This window comes from Arthrobacter sp. H41 (assembly GCF_000520535.1).
In the GTDB taxonomy this organism is placed as follows: domain Bacteria; phylum Actinomycetota; class Actinomycetes; order Actinomycetales; family Micrococcaceae; genus Arthrobacter_D.
On sequence record NZ_KI914785.1, the window covers coordinates 1 to 15,992 of the forward strand.

General features: G+C 66.7%; 11 protein-coding genes and 1 pseudogene. 3 read left to right on the top strand and 9 right to left on the bottom strand.

All coding sequences use genetic code 11. The features are described from left to right. The first annotated feature begins 52 nt into the window (after positions 1 to 52). Positions 53 to 3,915: pseudogene (gene hrpA / locus Y705_RS0107070) on the top strand (ATP-dependent RNA helicase HrpA). Between the two features lie 72 nt (positions 3,916 to 3,987). On the opposite strand, the gene Y705_RS0107075 reads toward hrpA, so the two are convergent. The 3 genes from Y705_RS0107075 to Y705_RS0107085 all read right to left on the bottom strand — a co-directional run bounded on the left by Y705_RS0107075 (position 3,988) and on the right by Y705_RS0107085 (position 6,230). Beyond that, the gene (locus tag Y705_RS0107075; RefSeq protein ID WP_026532353.1) at positions 3,988 to 4,416 is read right to left on the bottom strand and encodes an HIT family protein; all 429 of its coding nucleotides are present in this window, start codon (positions 4,414 to 4,416) and stop codon (positions 3,988 to 3,990) included. Positions 4,417 to 4,587: 171 nt separating this feature from the next. Further along, positions 4,588 to 5,418 (bottom strand): sulfurtransferase, encoded by an 831-nt coding sequence (locus Y705_RS0107080; RefSeq protein ID WP_026532354.1) that lies wholly within the window; start codon positions 5,416 to 5,418, stop codon positions 4,588 to 4,590. 152 nt (positions 5,419 to 5,570) lie between these two features. Next, positions 5,571 to 6,230, bottom strand: a complete 660-nt coding sequence (locus Y705_RS0107085) for an MBL fold metallo-hydrolase (RefSeq protein WP_026532355.1) — start codon at positions 6,228 to 6,230, stop codon at positions 5,571 to 5,573. Between the two features lie 91 nt (positions 6,231 to 6,321). Here Y705_RS0107085 and Y705_RS0107090 point away from each other — a divergent pair, with 91 nt between their 5' ends. Next, a complete protein-coding gene (locus Y705_RS0107090) occupies positions 6,322 to 6,765 on the top strand; it encodes a Fur family transcriptional regulator (RefSeq protein ID WP_026532356.1) in 444 nt (147 codons plus the stop codon). Positions 6,766 to 6,783: 18 nt separating this feature from the next. On the opposite strand, the gene Y705_RS0107095 is transcribed toward Y705_RS0107090, so the two are convergent. The 6 genes from Y705_RS0107095 to Y705_RS0107125 form a co-directional block, all read right to left on the bottom strand. Continuing rightward, entirely contained in the window at positions 6,784 to 7,662 is an 879-nt protein-coding gene (locus Y705_RS0107095; RefSeq protein ID WP_026532357.1) for a metal ABC transporter permease, read from the bottom strand. A 1-nt stretch (position 7,663) separates the two neighbouring features. Beyond that, positions 7,664 to 8,449 carry a metal ABC transporter ATP-binding protein gene (locus tag Y705_RS0107100; RefSeq protein ID WP_026532358.1) on the bottom strand — a complete coding sequence of 262 codons (786 nt, stop codon included), beginning with the start codon at positions 8,447 to 8,449 and terminating at the stop codon, positions 7,664 to 7,666. Positions 8,450 to 8,627: 178 nt separating this feature from the next. Then, positions 8,628 to 9,620, bottom strand: a complete 993-nt coding sequence (locus tag Y705_RS0107105; RefSeq protein ID WP_026532359.1) for a metal ABC transporter solute-binding protein, Zn/Mn family — start codon at positions 9,618 to 9,620, stop codon at positions 8,628 to 8,630. A 126-nt stretch (positions 9,621 to 9,746) separates the two neighbouring features. Next, the gene (locus tag Y705_RS0107110; protein ID WP_026532360.1) at positions 9,747 to 10,838 is read right to left on the bottom strand and encodes a hemolysin family protein; all 1,092 of its coding nucleotides are present in this window, start codon (positions 10,836 to 10,838) and stop codon (positions 9,747 to 9,749) included. Next, positions 10,835 to 12,268 (bottom strand): hemolysin family protein, encoded by a 1,434-nt coding sequence (locus Y705_RS18100; RefSeq protein WP_081737870.1) that lies wholly within the window; start codon positions 12,266 to 12,268, stop codon positions 10,835 to 10,837. The genes Y705_RS0107110 and Y705_RS18100 overlap by 4 nt, the downstream gene beginning before the upstream one ends. Before the next feature lie 645 nt (positions 12,269 to 12,913). After that, positions 12,914 to 14,368 (bottom strand): GMP reductase, encoded by a 1,455-nt coding sequence (locus tag Y705_RS0107125; protein WP_026532362.1) that lies wholly within the window; start codon positions 14,366 to 14,368, stop codon positions 12,914 to 12,916. 211 nt (positions 14,369 to 14,579) lie between these two features. Between Y705_RS0107125 and Y705_RS0107130 the strand changes: the two genes are divergently transcribed. Further along, positions 14,580 to 15,992, top strand: a 1,413-nt coding sequence (locus Y705_RS0107130; protein ID WP_026532363.1) for a 2-oxo acid dehydrogenase subunit E2, incomplete at its 3' end; no start/stop codon positions are given.

Below are 15,992 nucleotides of genomic sequence, written 5' to 3' on the forward strand. Positions count from 1 at the left end.
CTCGGTCCAGGTGACGGGGAATCACCCGCCACACCCTAGAATTGGGGTAACTATGGCACTGACTATTTCCTACCCCGCCGAACTTCCGGTCTCGGAGCGCCGCGCGGACATCATGGCGGCGATCGCCGCGAACCAGGTCACCATCATCGCCGGTGAGACCGGCTCGGGAAAGACCACCCAGATCCCTAAAATGTGCCTCGAGCTCGGCCTCGCCGAACGCGGCCTCATCGGCCACACCCAGCCGAGGCGTCTTGCCGCGCGCACGGTTGCCGAGCGCATCGCGGAGGAGCTCGATGTGAAACTGGGCGCCGAAGTGGGCTACCAGGTGCGGTTCGGCGGCGAGGTCGGCCGCAGCACCAGGATCAAGCTGATGACCGACGGCATTCTCCTCGCCGAGATCCAGCACGATCGGATGCTGCGCAAGTACAGCACCATCATCATCGATGAGGCCCACGAGCGCAGCCTGAACATCGACTTCATCCTCGGCTACCTCAAGCGCGTCCTGCCGCAGCGCCCGGACCTCAAGGTCATCATCACCTCCGCCACCATCGATCCGGAACGCTTCGCGCAGCACTTCGCCGCCGACGCCGCCCTGGCGGAAACCACCTCCGCACCGATCATCGAGGTCTCGGGGCGCACCTACCCCGTGGAGATCCGCTACCGGCCGCTCGACCAGCCCGCCGGTGGTGCGTCCGACGACGGCGACGGACCGGACAGCGAGCTCGAGGAGGAACGGGATCCGCTCGATGCCGTGTGCGATGCCGTCGACGAACTCGCCCGCGAAGCGCCGGGCGACATCCTGGTGTTCTTCTCCGGGGAACGGGAGATCCGCGACGCCGCCGATGCCCTGAGGGCGCGTGTCCAGACGAATCCCCGGCTCCGTGGCACCGAGATCCTTCCCCTCTTCGCCCGGCTGTCCCTTCAGGAACAGCACCGGGTCTTCAGCACGGGCAGTTCAAGCCGTCGGATCGTCCTTGCAACGAACGTCGCCGAGACCTCCCTGACCGTTCCCGGGATCAAGTACGTGATCGACACCGGCACTGCCCGCATCTCGCGCTATTCGCACCGCACCAAGGTGCAGCGCCTCCCGATCGAGCGGGTGTCCCAGGCATCCGCCAACCAGCGGTCGGGCAGGTGCGGGCGTGTCTCCGACGGCATTGCCATCCGCCTGTACTCGGAGGAGGACTACGCGTCGCGCAGGCCCTTCACCGACCCGGAGATCCTGCGCACCAGCCTTGCCGCCGTCATCCTCCAGATGACGGCGATGGGCGTGACGCGGGGTCCGCGGGACATCGCCGAATTCCCCTTCGTCGAACCGCCGGATTCGAAGGCGATCAACGACGGCGTGACCCTCCTGAAGGAACTGGGTGCGCTGAAGGACGACGGCGGTCTCTCCGGCGTGGGGCGCAAACTCGCCCAGCTTCCGGTGGATCCACGGCTGGGCCGCATGATCGTGGAGGCCGGAAAGCGCGGCTGTGTCCGGGAGGTGATGGTGCTCGCCGCGGCCCTGACCATCCAGGATCCCCGCGAACGTCCGCAGGCCGACCAGCCGGCAAAGCTGCAGACAGCGACCGAGAAGCACAAGCGCTTCCTCGACGAGAATTCCGACTTCACGGCCTACCTCAACCTGTGGCGCTACCTACAGGAGCAGCAGAAGGAACTGTCGTCGACACAGTTCCGCAAAATGTGCCGCAACGAATACATCAACTACCTCCGCGTCCGGGAGTGGCAGGACCTCTTCGCCCAGCTCCGGCAACTCGCGAAGCCCCTCGGCATTCCGCTCTCCGCGGGGGAAGTGGACCCGGTGGGGCTGAACGACGCGGTCCATATCAGCCTGCTCTCCGGGCTGCTGAGCCATATCGGTCTGTATGACCAGCGCAAGCGCGAATACGCGGGAGCCCGCGGCACCCGGTTCGCCGTTTTCCCCGGTTCGGCCCTGTTCAAGAAATCCCCCGACTGGGTCATGGCCGCCGAACTCGTCGAGACCTCACGGCTCTGGGCGAGGGTGTCGGCGCGGTTCGACCCGCTCTGGGCGGAGGAGGTGGCTCCGAACCTCGTCAAGCGCAGCTACAGCGAACCCCACTGGTCCCGGAAGTCCGGCTCGGTCATGGCGTATGAGAAGGTCACGCTCTACGGTGTGCCGATCGTGCCGCAGCGCCGGATCAACTATGGGCGCGTGGACCCGGAGGTAGCGCGTGAGTTGTTCATTCGCCATGCGCTCGTCGAGGGCGACTGGAAGACCCACCACAAGTTCTTCGCCCGCAACACCGCACGCCTCGCCGAGATCGAGGAACTCGAGAACCGGCTGCGCCGGAGAGACCTCCGGGTGGATGACGAGACGCTGTTCGAGTTCTACGACGCGCGGCTGGGCCCCGAGGTGGTGTCCGAGCGGCACTTCGACTCGTGGTGGAAGCAGGCGCGGCAGGACGACCCGGACCTGCTGGACTTCAAGCCCGAGGAACTGCTGAGCGACGACGCCGACGGCCTCGACGAGGCGGCCTTTCCCACCAGCTGGCACCAGTCCGGCTTCGAACTGCCCCTGCACTACGAGTTCTCCCCGCTGACGCCGGGAGCCGCCGACGGCGTCACGGTGACCATTCCGGTCCTCTTCCTCAACCAGCTCGAGGCGAAGCCCTTCCGTTGGCAGATCCCCGGGCTGCGCGTGGAGCTCGTGAGCGCACTCATCAAATCGCTGCCCAAGCAGGTCCGCAAGAATTTCATCCCCGCGCCGGATGTCGCGCGTTCGGCGGTCGGGTCCCTGACCGCGGACTTCGACCCGGCTACTGATGACCTCGAACAATCGCTCGAGCTGGCGCTGCGCCGCCTCAAGGGGCACATCGTCCCGCCGGGATCATGGAACTGGTCGGTGTTGCCCCCGCACCTGCTGATGACGTTCCGGATCGTCGACGCGGGAGGCCGGATCCTCGACGAAGGGCCCGACCTCGACGTCCTCAAGGAATCCCTCGCACCGGCGGTCAGCCGTGCCATCGCCGAGTCCCTCGGTGCCACACCGGGCAGCACCCGAACCGGTGGCGGGCCCGGCGGCCGGAACGACGCCGCGGCCCCCGGGGAGCGGAACCCCGCGACGTGTCCCGCACCGTGGCCGGGCATCTGGTCACCGGCTACCCTGCCCTCGTGGATGAAGGCTCCGCAGTGGGACTGCGGGTCTTTCCCTCCGCGGGCGAGCAGGCGGAGGCCATGCGGGCAGGCGTCATCCGGTTGCTGTCCCTCCGCGTCCCGAGTCCCGCCAAGTACGTCCTTGAACACCTCAGCAACACCGAGAAACTCACCTTCAGCCAGAACCCGCACGGCAGCGTCGCGGAACTGATCCGGGACTGTTCACTGGCCGCCATCGACAAGCTGGTCCCGGAACAGCTGCCGTGGACCGAACAGGACTTCTCGAGCCTGTACGAGCGGGTGAGGGCCGAACTGATCGACACGGTCTTCACCGTCACGGCGACCGTGGAAACCATCCTGTCGAGCAACCGCCGCATCCAGAAGCAGCTCAGGGGCACCACGAGCCTTGCGCTGATCACCGCCCTGAACGACATCCGCAGCCAGCTCGAGCAGCTCGTGTACCCGGGGTTCGTGGCGAAGACCGGCTACGCCCAGCTCACGCACCTGCCCCGCTACCTGCGCGGCATCGAGATCCGGCTCGACAAGCTGGCCTCGAACGTCCAGCGGGACGGCCTGAACACCGCACTGGTGCAGCGCCTCGAGGATGACTACGACGACGCCGCATCGGCGCTCGCCGCTGCAACCCGCCGCGTGCCGCCGGGGCTGCTGCAGGTGCGCTGGATGCTCGAGGAACTACGGGTCAGCCTGTTCGCACAGGAACTGGGAACTGCCCACTCGGTCTCGGAGAAGCGCATCCGTACAACCCTCAACGACGCCCTGAGTGCGAAGGCGGCCTAGCCGTACCGTTCAGGTCCGCGGAGATTCCGGCACTCCGACCGGCACCGGATCCCGGCACGTCCCTTCCGGCGCCTACCCGGCAGGGACGTATTCCGCGTGGCCCGACGCCCGGAGTGCTTCCCGAAGCGCCTGCGCATTCCGGTCCAGGTCCTGGGGGTCCGGCGAATGGTCGACGCGGTGGACATCGAAATCCTCCGGCCCCTGCGCCGGCCACACGTGCACGTGGAGGTGCGGCACCTCGAAGCCCTCCAGCAGGACTCCCACGCGCTTGGCGGCGAACAGCTCCCGCTGCGCGGTGCCGATGTGCTGCGCCACGGCCATGAGGCGGTTCAGTGTCTGTGAATCGGCGTCGAGCCAGTGCTCGATTTCCCGGCGCGGGAGAACCAGCGCGTGGCCGGGCGTGATGGGCGCGATCGTCAGGATCGCCACGACGTCGTCGTCCTCCCAGAGGAAACGCCCGGGAATCTCGCCGTCGATGATCTTCGTGAAAAGGGTGCTCACTCGTTCTCCTGAAGTGGGGGTTGCCGGTAACCTGCGTCGGGGCACGATGGTGCGCAGGGGCGGCGGTGCCGGACGGCCTGGAAACATGTTCTAGACGCTACCCGTGCCTCACCGGTGTTGGCCACCAGGAGGCACGGGCGGGTAGACCCCGCGATGCCGGCAAGGGCCTTCTCAGGCGCCGGTGGCCACCGGAAGCTCGGCCCGCGAGGACCACTGCGACCAGGAACCCGGGTACAGCGCCGCCGAGTACCCTGCTATCTCGAGTGCTGCGATCTCGTGGGCGGCAGTGATCCCGGAACCGCAGTAGACGGCGATGGGCGCGCTGCCGTCGGCGCCGAGCGCAGCGAAGCGCGCGGCCAGCTCGGGAGCGGGCCGGAACCGCTTGTCCGGCTGGAGGTTCTCGAAGGTGGGAGCGCTCCGTGCACCCGGGATATGGCCGGCCTTCGCGTCGACCGGCTCCACCTCGCCGCGGAAACGCTCGGCGGCCCGGGCATCGAGCAGTACTCCCTGCCACTGGAGCCCGCTCAGGTCGGGAAGCTCCACGACCGGCATGGCACCGGAGCCGAGGGTCACCGAGCCGAGGCAGTGCTGCTCCTCGCCGCCTTCGAGTTCGAATCCCGCAGTACGCCAGGCAGCCAGGCCGCCGTCGAGCAGGGCTACCGTGGCAAAGCCCGCATCGCGCAGGAGCCACCACAGGCGTGCGGCAGACAGGGTGCCGTTGTCGTCATAGGCCACCACGACGTCGTCGTCGTTGATTCCCCATTGGCGTGCGGCTTCCTGCAGCGTCTCCGGTTCGGGAAGCGGATGCCGCCCCGAACCCGGAAATGGAGCTGCACACAACTGGGTCTCGAGGTCCACATACACGGCCCCCGGGATATGCGCCGAGCGGTAGTTCCGGTGGCCATGGGGGTCTCCCAACACCCACCGGACATCCAGCAGAACCGTCTGGGCGCCGGAGGTCATCCGGTTCCGCAGCGTCTGCACGTTCATCAGAGTCTTCATCAAGATCTCCTTTAGGAGTGTGACCGGCACCACGTCCGGTCCTGATGCCCGTCAGTTCACCACAGGCGCATCCGGATCACCAACCGGCGCGGCAGCGTGCCGCTCGGCGACGCCGGTTTCCTTCACTTTCCTTCGCTGGGGGGAATCCGCTGCTAGACCTCCACGCTCTCCCCGGGGGAAAGATGCCGGTACGTGGAGCCGTACGCGGCGCCGATGCGCTTCACATGGTTTTCCACGAGCGTCACCCCCGCATCGTTGAGCAGGGCGTCGTGAATGGGAAATACCCGTGGAGCGCGGACGGACACCACGAAGTCGATCACCTCGCCGACCTTCGACCAGGGAGCGTGGAGGGGCACCAGCAGGTTCTGCACGGAATGACCGTCAGGAACCACGAACGAATCGCCCGGATGATACACATTGCCCTCCACGAGGTACCCGATGTTCGCCACCATCGGGATCAGCGGATGGATCAGCGCATGCTGGCCGCCGAAGGCACGGACGGCGAATCCCGCAGCCATGAACTCGGAGTCGCTCTCCACCGCGTGCACGCGCCCCGCTGCGTCGTCGTCGAGCCGCACCTGCAGCGACTGTGCCACCCCGGGAGGCGCCCACAGCTCGAGTTCGTTCCTGGCACGCAGGGCGGCGACGACGGCGTCCTCGTCGAGATGGTCGGCATGCTCGTGGGTGATGAGCACGGCCTGGGCGCCGTCCAGGGCTTCGTCCACCTCGGAAAATGAACCGGGATCGAACACCAGCACCGACTCCTCGCGCTCGAGGCGGACACAGGCGTGCGTGAACTTCGTCAGCTTCATACCCGACAGACTACCTCCGCACCGCTGATAATCTGGAGGAGAAAAGTCGGCGTGATCACCGTGCCGGCACCTTCGCTGAAAAGGACATTCCATGCCGCCCGAAGCGGAGCAGCCCACCCGCCGGGGTTCCGAACAGCGGGTCACCAAGCAGCGCCGCGCCGTGAGCGCCGCTCTGGACAGCCTTCCTGATTTCGTGAGTACGCAGGAGCTGCACCGGGTCCTGCATGGCAGGGGCGAATCGGTGTCCCTTGCCACGGCCTACCGGATCCTCCAGTCGATGGCCGACGACGGCCTTGTCGACGTGCTGCGCAACGGTGACGGCGAAGCTGTCTACAGGCGCTGCGCGGCTCCGCATCACCACCACCACCTGCTGTGCCGCAACTGCGGGCGCGCCGTCGAGATCGAGGCGCCGGCAGTGGAACAGTGGGCTGCGCGCACTGCCGCCGAATACGGCTTCACCGAGGTGGCGCACACCGTGGAGATCTACGGCCTGTGTCCCGAGTGCTCGGCGCGGCAGGCCGCGGACTCTCGCTGACGCGTGCCGCAGGCGCCGTCAGGCAGGCAATGCGGCGCTGTGCGCGGCGGGACGCGCCCGTCCGCGGCGGCTCGCGATCCCCCTGCAGGCCAGGTAGAGCGCGAAGGAAATAGTGGTGACATAGGGGCTGATGGGTATGCGACCCCCGAGGGCCAGGAGAATGCCGCCCACCACCGAGGTGCAGGCGAAGACGATGCTCAACAGCACCACCACGCCCGGATGGGCGGACACCTTCAGCGCAGCGGCGGCCGGGGTGATGAGCAGGGCGAGAACCAGCAGGGCGCCGACCACCTGGATCGACAGCGCCACTGCCACGCCGAGCAGCACCATGAAGGCAATCGACAGTCCACGCACCGGCACGCCGCGGGCCTCGGCGAGGTCCGCGTCAGCGCTGGCAAAGGTGAGCGGCCGCCAGATGGCCACCAGCGCGCCCATCACGACGACGGCGCAACCGACCAGCAGGTTCAACTGGACAGCGTCCACCGAGACGATCTGCCCGGTCAGGAGGCCGAACTTGTTGGCGGCCCGGCCCTCATACAGCGCGAGGAACAGGATGCCGAGCCCCAAGCCGAACGGCATCACGACGCCGATGATCGAGTTCCGGTCCCGCGCCCGGATTCCCATGACCCCGAGCACCAGTGCCGCGAGCACCGAGCCGACCAGTGAGCCGAACACCACGTTGGCACCGATCAGCAGCGCAAAGGCAGCGCCGGCGAAGGAGAGCTCGGCGATGCCGTGCACGGCGAAGGCGAGGTCGCGCATCATCACGAACGTCCCGATGAGGCCGCCCAGCAGTCCCAGCACCGCCCCTGCGATCAGCGAGTTCCTCACTAGCGGCAGGAGCTCTGCGTAATTGTCGAAGTTGAACACGGCGCGAAGGAATTCCTGCAGATCCATCTCAGGCCTCCGAACCGTGGTGGTGGTGGGTGGTGGCATCGGGCAGTCCCACCACGATGATCCTTCCGTCATGATGGAGCACCTCGACCGGACTGTTGTAGAGCTCCGAGAGGACGTCGCTGGTCATGACGTCCTTCGGCGCGCCCACCCGGAACTGCCCGTTCGCGAGATACAGGACACGGTCCACGTAGTCGATCACCGGGTTGATCTCGTGGGTGACGAAAACCACGGCACTGCTCTTTTCGTGGCACTGCCGGTTGATCAGCGAACTCACCGCCTGCTGGTGGTGCAGGTCGAGGGACAGCAGGGGTTCGTCGCACAGCAGGACGCCGGGCTCGGTCGCCAGTGCCTGCGCCGCGCGGAGTCTCTGCTGCTCGCCCCCGGAGAGCCTACCCACAGGAGCGTCGGCGTAGGAGGACGATCCGACCTCCGCCAGGAGGGCATCGACCCGCGCGTTGTGGGAGCGGTTCCGTAGCCTCACCCCCCAGCGGTGACCGTCCAGCCCGAGCCCCACCAGATCCCGGGCACGCAGCGGTGTTTCGGGGGGGAAGGACTTCTGCTGGGGAATGTAGCCGATCTGGCGGCTGCCCCGCTGGATCCGCCGGCCCTCGATCCGGGCGGTTCCGGTGTCGAGGTCCTGGAGGCCCAGCAGCACCTTCAACAGACTCGTCTTCCCCGACCCGTTCGGGCCGAGCACCGCAAGGAATTCACCCGGCATTATGTCGAGGTCGAGTCCGCTCCACAGGGTGCGGGTGCCGAAGGAAAGCGACGCGTTCCTCAGGCTCACCACAGGTGTGGTCACGGTTTCTCCAGGTTGTACGGGCTGCAGAGTCGGCAGGGGGATCACGCGGCACCACTTTCCGGTGTTGAACGCCGTCAGCCGCCGCGTTGGAACGTCCCAGTCAATCACAGCGCGGCGGTACGGAAAGAATGCTCGGCGGGTCTGCCGGGATTGAAGGGGAATGTCAGGTTCCCACTGCCTCCACGATGTTCGCCGTGTTCGCCGTCATCCAGGAGAGGAAGTCCTCGCCGTCCGGCAGGGTTTCGGTGAAGTCGACCACCGGCACACCAGCCTCCTCGGCCGCGGCCTTCACCGATTGCGTCTGCGGACCCTCCGTCTGGCTGTTGTAGGCGAGGAATTTCACCGACCCGGAGGCAACGAGTGTCTGCATCTCATTGAGCACCGCCACGGGCACATCCGTTTCTTCCTCTATCGCCTCGCTGTAGCCGGACGGCGTGACATTGACGAAGCCCGCGGCCTCGAGCAGGTAGACCGGCACCGGCTCGGTGACGGCCACATCTCCCCCGCCACCCGTTGCCCGGATATCGGCCAGCGAATCCTCGACACCGCCGAGGCCCTCCTTGAAGGCGGCCGCGCGCTCCTCGTAGTTCCCGGCGTTCGCTTCGTCCAGGTCCGCGAGCTTCCCGGCGATCGTGTCGGCGAAGCTGGACATCACCGGAATGTTGTACCAGACGTGCTCGTTGAACGAGCCGTGGCCGTGCTCGTCTTCGGCGTGCTCTTCCTCCGCATGATCTTCTTCCTCCGCATGCTCCTCCGGCGCTCCCTCGAGCCCCGACACTCCGACGGCGCTGACGATCGCCTCGTGGTCGATCTCCGTCTCGTCGGCCAGCCGGTGCAGGAAGGGATCGTAGCCTCCGCCGTTCTCGACGATGAGATCGGCCTTCGACACCGCCAGCTTGTCCTGCACAGTCGCCTCGTAGGAGTGTGGATCCTGGCTCAGGCTGGTGACGATTGCCGTGACCTCGACGTCGTTCCCGCCGATCGCCTCGACGATACTTCCGTACACGTTCGTACTCGTCACTACCTGCAGCTTTTCGTCGGAGCTCTCCGACGCAGCGCCGGATCCGGTATCGGTTCCACAGGCCGAAATCGACAGCGCAACGAGTGCGATGCCGGTGAGGAGTTGGGTGGGTCGTCGCGCGAATCGGCGGTGCATGGGTGCCTCGATCATGTTAATGAGAATTGTTTACGTTAGGAACGACCTTACTCTAACGCGAACCGTTCGCAAACGAGGTTCCCGTGCCCGTCGCACCGCCGAGGGGAAATCGCCGACTACTCGGACCTAGCGCGCCAGCCGCGTTTCGGGTTCGGTCACACCCTCTCCCGACCTCCGGGCGCCCTGGTTCTGCGTGACATCACGAATTTCACCGATCAGCTGCTCGATGACGTCCTCGAGGAACAGCACTCCCCGCGTTCCGCCGTCCGGACCGAGCACGCGTGCCAGGTGGGATCCGGTTTTCTGCATCACCGTGAGCGCATCCTCGATACCGTCATGCGGGTTGAGGTTCGCGAGCGTACGCACCTTGTTCTCGGTGATGGGCTTCGAGTACATGGCCTGGGGCAGCGACATGATGTCCTTCAGGTGGATGTAACCCGTGAGGTTGCTGCTCTCATCGACCAGGACGAAGCGGGAGAATCCGGTGCGGCCCACGGTCCTTTCGAAGTCCTCGGGGGTGGAATCCGTCCTCATCGTCACCAGCTCGGCGAGGGGGACCATCGCGGTTTCAGCTGTCTGGCCGGAAAATTCGAGTGCACCGTTGATGAGGCCCGACTCGTCATCGACCAGCCCGCTCCTCGTGGATTCCTCGACGATCGACTGCACTTCCTCAAGGGTGAACGTCGAGGAGACCTCGTCCTTCGGGTCCACGCGCAGGGCCCGCAGGATGTGGTTCGCCGTCCAGTTGAGTGTGGAGATGATGGGATTGACCACCCGCGCAATCATCACCAGGGGCGGCGCGAGCAACAGCGCTGCCTTGTCCGCCACAGATACCGAGATGTTCTTCGGCACCATCTCGCCGAACGTCACATGCAGGAACGTCACGAGCAGCAGCGCGATGCCGAAGGCGATTCCATCGGCGAAGCCGGCCGGGATCCCCACGGCCTCGAGCGGCACCACCAGCAGGTGGTGGATGGCAGGCTCGGCCACCTGCAGGATCAGCAGGGAACACACGGTGATCCCCAGTTGAGCGCAGGCGAGCATGAGCGAGACGTGCTCCATGGCCCAGAGCGTGGTTTTCGCCCGCTTCGACCCCGCATCGGCAAGGGGCTCGATCTGGCTGCGGCGGGCCGACATGACGGCGAATTCGGCGCCGACGAAGAACGCGTTGCCCGCCAGGAGCACGATCAGCCAGAGAATTCCAGCCCAGTCGCTCATCGCTTGCCTTCCTTGACCGCTGTGCTGCCGGAACGGCCGGCCCCGGTCGCGGCATTCCGCAACCGAGCCGCGCCGTCGGGCCCTGTGCCGATTCGGCTACCCGGGTCGATGCCGTCGACTTCCTTCGTCGCCCCCAGCACTGTGGGCACGAACCGGACGCGGTCTATCCGGCGGCCGTCCATGCGCTCGATCTCGAGCATGCCGTTCTCGACTTCCACCCGGTCGCCCACTGCTCCCAGGCGCCCCAGCTCGGCCATCACGAAGCCACCCACCGTCTCATACCCCGCCTCATCAGGCACCACGAGCAGCGGAATCTGCTCGCTGACCTCATCGGGTCGCAGCAGCGCGGGAAAGTACCAATCCCCCGTGGCACTCTGCAGCACCCCGGGTTTCAGTTTGTCGTGCTCATCGGCAACCTCGCCCACGATTTCCTCGACGAGGTCCTCAAGCGTGGCCACGCCGGCCGTGCCGCCGTACTCATCGAGAACCACGGCGAGCTGCAGGTTCGCGTCACGCAGTTCGCGCAGCAGTGAGTCGAGGTGCACCGTTTCAGGCACCCGCAGCACCTCCGTCATGATGGTGCCCGCAGGAAGCTTGGCGCGCCGGTCCCGCGGCACCGCCACGGCCTTCTTCACGTGCACGACGCCGCGGATATCGTCAGCGGATTCACCGATCAGCGGGAAGCGCGAGTAGCCGGTGCGGCGGGCCAGTTCGACGACGTCGGCCACGGTCTGCTCCGAATCGATGGTCTCCATCCGGATCCGGGGCGTCATGACGTCTGCCGCTGTCCGTTCCGAGAACGCGAAGGTCCGGGCCAGGAAGTTCGCCGTCCCGGCATCGAGGGTACCCATTTCCGCTGAGCGGCGGACCAGTGAGGAAAGCTCGGAAGGGGTGCGCGCGCCCGAGATCTCCTCCTTCGCCTCAAGACCGAAGATGTGCAGCACGCGGTTGGAGAACCCGTTGAGCACGATGATCGCGGGCTTGAACACTGCGGTGAACAGCAGCTGGGGCCGGGCAAGGGTGCGGCCCACCTGGAACGGCAGGGAGATCGAGAGGTTCTTGGGCACGAGCTCGCCGATCAGCATCGACAGCAGCGTCGCGAGGGTCATGGCGATGACGATGGACACCGTGGCGACGGCCGGCCCGGAAAGCCCCAGACCGCCCAGCGGGCGCTCGAGCAGGCTGGCCACCGAGGGCTCCATGACGTAGCCCGTCAGGAGCGTCGTCATCGTGATGCCCAGCTGGCAGCTCGAGAGCTGCGTCGAGAGGGATTTCAGGCACCTCAGGAGCGGTTCGGCCTTTTTGTCGCCGGCGTCGACCGCACGCTGCACGTAGGTCTGGTCGAGTGCCACCAGCGAGAATTCGACGGCCACGAAGAAGCCGGTTCCAAGAACCAGCAGGATTCCCGCCGCCAGGTAGATCCATTCCATTACGGTGCCACCGCCCGGAAGGGAAACGCCCGGAACGGAACTAACTGGACGGGAAAGGACCGGAACGGGTACGCAGCAGGGCGGGAACCTGCCGGGCAGGAAGCCGCGCGGTACAGCTTCTGGTCAGCGGGAGGCTCGCCGGGTCTGGAGGGCTCCGAAAGCGGCTCCGCTCCGGCGTCGCCGTCGGCCGGGGAGAGATCCCCGCCGCTTGCCGGCGCGCTGCAAAGGGAAAGATGGGCATGTAGTCGGGGTCTGCCGGCTCGAGGCGCGGGCATCGGGCTGGACGAACGGAAGTTCGTCGTCACCGGGTGCCCCGCTGGCCGGCCCCTAGAGGAGCTGTCCATAAGGGCTCCAGTTTACCCGAGCTTCCTGCGCTGCTCAGCCTTTGCGCCTACAGTGAACCGGCGGCGTGCCCTGCGCCGTGCCCATCGAGCGCGATCTCAAGTTCAAGGCATTTCCCGTGGGCGTGGAGGAAGTTGCCCACCTTATCAACTCAGGGGCTGCAAATGATCGGCGTGTCGCGCAACAACACGCTGTCCAGTTCCTGAAAGCCGTGCAGGTTCCGACGCTGAACGGGGACAAGCCTTCGAATCAAGGACAGAACAGCCCAGCCGGCGCCTACGTCCCGGTTCCCTCTGCGGCGGCCTACCAGCTCTGCTGGAGCGGGCGTCCCTCCTCGTAGCCGGCGGCGGACTGCACGCCGACGACGGCGCGTTCGTTGAAGTCCTTCAGTGACCGCGCCCCGGCATAGGTCATCGAGCTGCGGACCCCGGCGGTGATCGAATCCAGCAGGTCCTCGACACCCGGCCGTGCCGGGTCAAGGTACATCTTCGAGGTGGAGATACCCTCCTCGAACAGACCCTTCCGGGCGCGCGCGAAGACGTCCTCGCGGCGCGTGCGGTTCTGCACGGCCCGGGCGGAGGCCATCCCGAAGCTTTCCTTGAACTTGCGGCCGTTGCTGTCGGTCTGCAGATCACCGGGGCTCTCATAGGTCCCGGCGAACCATGAACCGATCATGACCTGGCTCGCCCCCGCGGCGAGCGCCAGGGCCACATCGCGCGGGTACCGTACCCCGCCGTCGGCCCAGACGTGTGCACCGAGGGCGCGCGCGGCTTCCGCGCACTCGTACACGGCGGAGAACTGCGGGCGCCCGACGGCGGTCATCATCCGGGTGGTACACATGGCCCCGGGTCCCACACCGACCTTGACGATGCTGGCACCGGCTTCCACGAGGTCACGGACGCCGTCGGCGCTCACCACGTTCCCGGCAACGATCGGCACGTTCGGATCGAGGCTTCGGACCGCCTTCAGCGCATCGAGCATCTTGCGCTGGTGGCCGTGCGCGGTGTCCACGACAAGGACGTCGACGCCGGCCGCCAGCAGTGCGGACGCCTTGCCCTCGACATCGCCGTTGATCCCGACGGCGGCGGCCACCCGGAGGCGTCCGCGGGCGTCCACCGCCGGATCATAGATCGTCGACCGCAGCGCGCCGGTCCGGGTGATGACGCCCTGCAGAACGCCGTCCTCGTCGGTGACCGGGGCGAGCGGGACGCCGGCGCCGTCGAGCTCCTCGAAGGCCTCTTGGAGCGCGCGGGCGGGATCGGCGTCGAACCGGTCGGCACGGATCCCGGCGGGAGCATCGCGCATGACCGCCCCGAGGGACGCGAACCGGTCCACTCCCTCGCAGTCCGAGGCGCGCACGATGCCCACGCAGCGCCCGGCGTCGTCCACCACCACCACCGCACCGTGGGCGCGCTTCTGGATCAGGTGCAGCGCATCGATCACCGTGTTCCCCTGCTGGAGCTTCAGGGGCGTCTCGAACACGGTATGCCTGCCCTTGACCCATTCCGTCACCTCGGCGATGACCTCGGACGGGATGTCCTGCGGCAGGACGGCGAGGCCTCCGCGCCGGGCCACGGTCTCCACCATGCGGCGGCCCGTCACCGCCGTCATGTTCGCGACGACCAGGGGAATGGTGGTCCCGGTGCCGTCGTCGGACGAGAGGTCCACGTCGAAGCGGGAGAGGACCTCCGATGCGGACGGTACGAGGAACACGTCCGAGTAGGTGAGGTCGGTGGTCGGCTGGTTGATGAAGCGCATTTTTTCTCCCGGCGGTCGAAGTACCGCAAAGAGTCTAGTTGTACGCGGCCGTGCCGCCGAATCCGGTACGCCCGGGCGCCGCACCGATCGCGCGCGCAATTGGATTGTTGTGAACTCCTGTCACTAGACTGGAACAGGGTCCACCGCCGGTCGCTTCGGCCGGGATTGCCCACACCGCGCTCAGGCAACTTACGGAAGAGGCGTATACCAAGTGCCAGATAAGACCAGCCACCGTCTACCTGAAGAATTCGGCGGAAATGAGTGGCTTGTTGATGAACTTTACGAGCAGTTCCAGAAGGACCGCCACTCGGTGGACAAGAAGTGGTGGAACCTGTTCGACTCGTTCGGCTCCGAGAGCGGGCAGTCAGACGCAGGCGGCCCGGCAGCCCCGCAGAACGGAACTCCGAAAGCCGACGCTCCAGTGGCTCCTCCCCGGGAATCGGCAGATGCCCGGCCGGTGACCCGCGAACTGCCGGTCGTTCGTGCCGAGGCGGACGCACCGAAGGCGTCCGGCGAATCGCCCGCGTCGGCGCAGGAATCCGGCAAGCCGCCGGTGCCGAAGGAACCAGCCGCGGCACCGCAAAAGCCCGCCACGCCCCCCATCCCCGCACAGCTCCCCAAATCGGCACGCAACACCGAGATGGACGAAGACGCGGTGAAGCCGCTGCGCGGCCCGGCGAAGGCCATCGCCACCAACATGGAGGCCAGCCTCACGGTCCCCACCGCGACGAGCGTGCGCGCCATCCCGGCGAAGCTCCTGATCGACAACCGCGTGGTCATCAACAACCACCTCGCCCGCGCCCGGGGCGGCAAAGTATCCTTCACGCACCTGATCGGCTACGCCATCATCCGCGCACTGGCCCAGTTCCCGTCACAGAACGTGTACTACGACGTCGTGGACGGCAAGCCCTCGTCGGTGCAGCCGGCGCACGTCAACTTCGGCCTGGCCATCGACATGCCGAAGCCGGACGGCTCCCGATCACTCGTGGTGCCGAACATCAAGAAGGCCGAGAACATGAACTTCTCGGAGTTCTGGCACGCCTACGAGGAGCTCGTGAAGAAGGCGCGCGCCGGCAAGCTCGGCGCCGATGACTACGCGGGCACCACCGTCTCGCTGACCAACCCGGGCGGAATCGGCACTGTTCATTCAGTTCCGCGCCTGTCGAAGGGCCAGGCCTGCATCATCGGGGCCGGCGCCCTTGAATACCCCGCCGCGTTTCAGGGCGCCAGCGACAAGACGCTGGCCCGGCACGCGATCAGCAAGACCATCACCCTGACCTCCACCTATGACCATCGCGTCATCCAGGGTGCCGGCAGCGGCGAGTTCCTGCGGATCATCCACCAGCTCCTGCTCGGTGAGCAGGGCTTCTACGACGAGATCTTCGAGTCCCTCCGGATCCCGTACGAGCCGGTGCGCTGGAGCGTCGACATCCAGGTCGATCCGATGGACGAGATCAACAAGGTGGCCCGGATCCAGCAGCTCATCCACGCCTACCGGGTGCGCGGCCACCTGATGGCCGACACCAATCCCCTGGAATACGTTCAGCGCAAGCACGCCGACCTCGACGTCAAGACGCACGGGCTGACCCTGTGGGACCTGGATCGGGAATGGCCCACCGGCGGT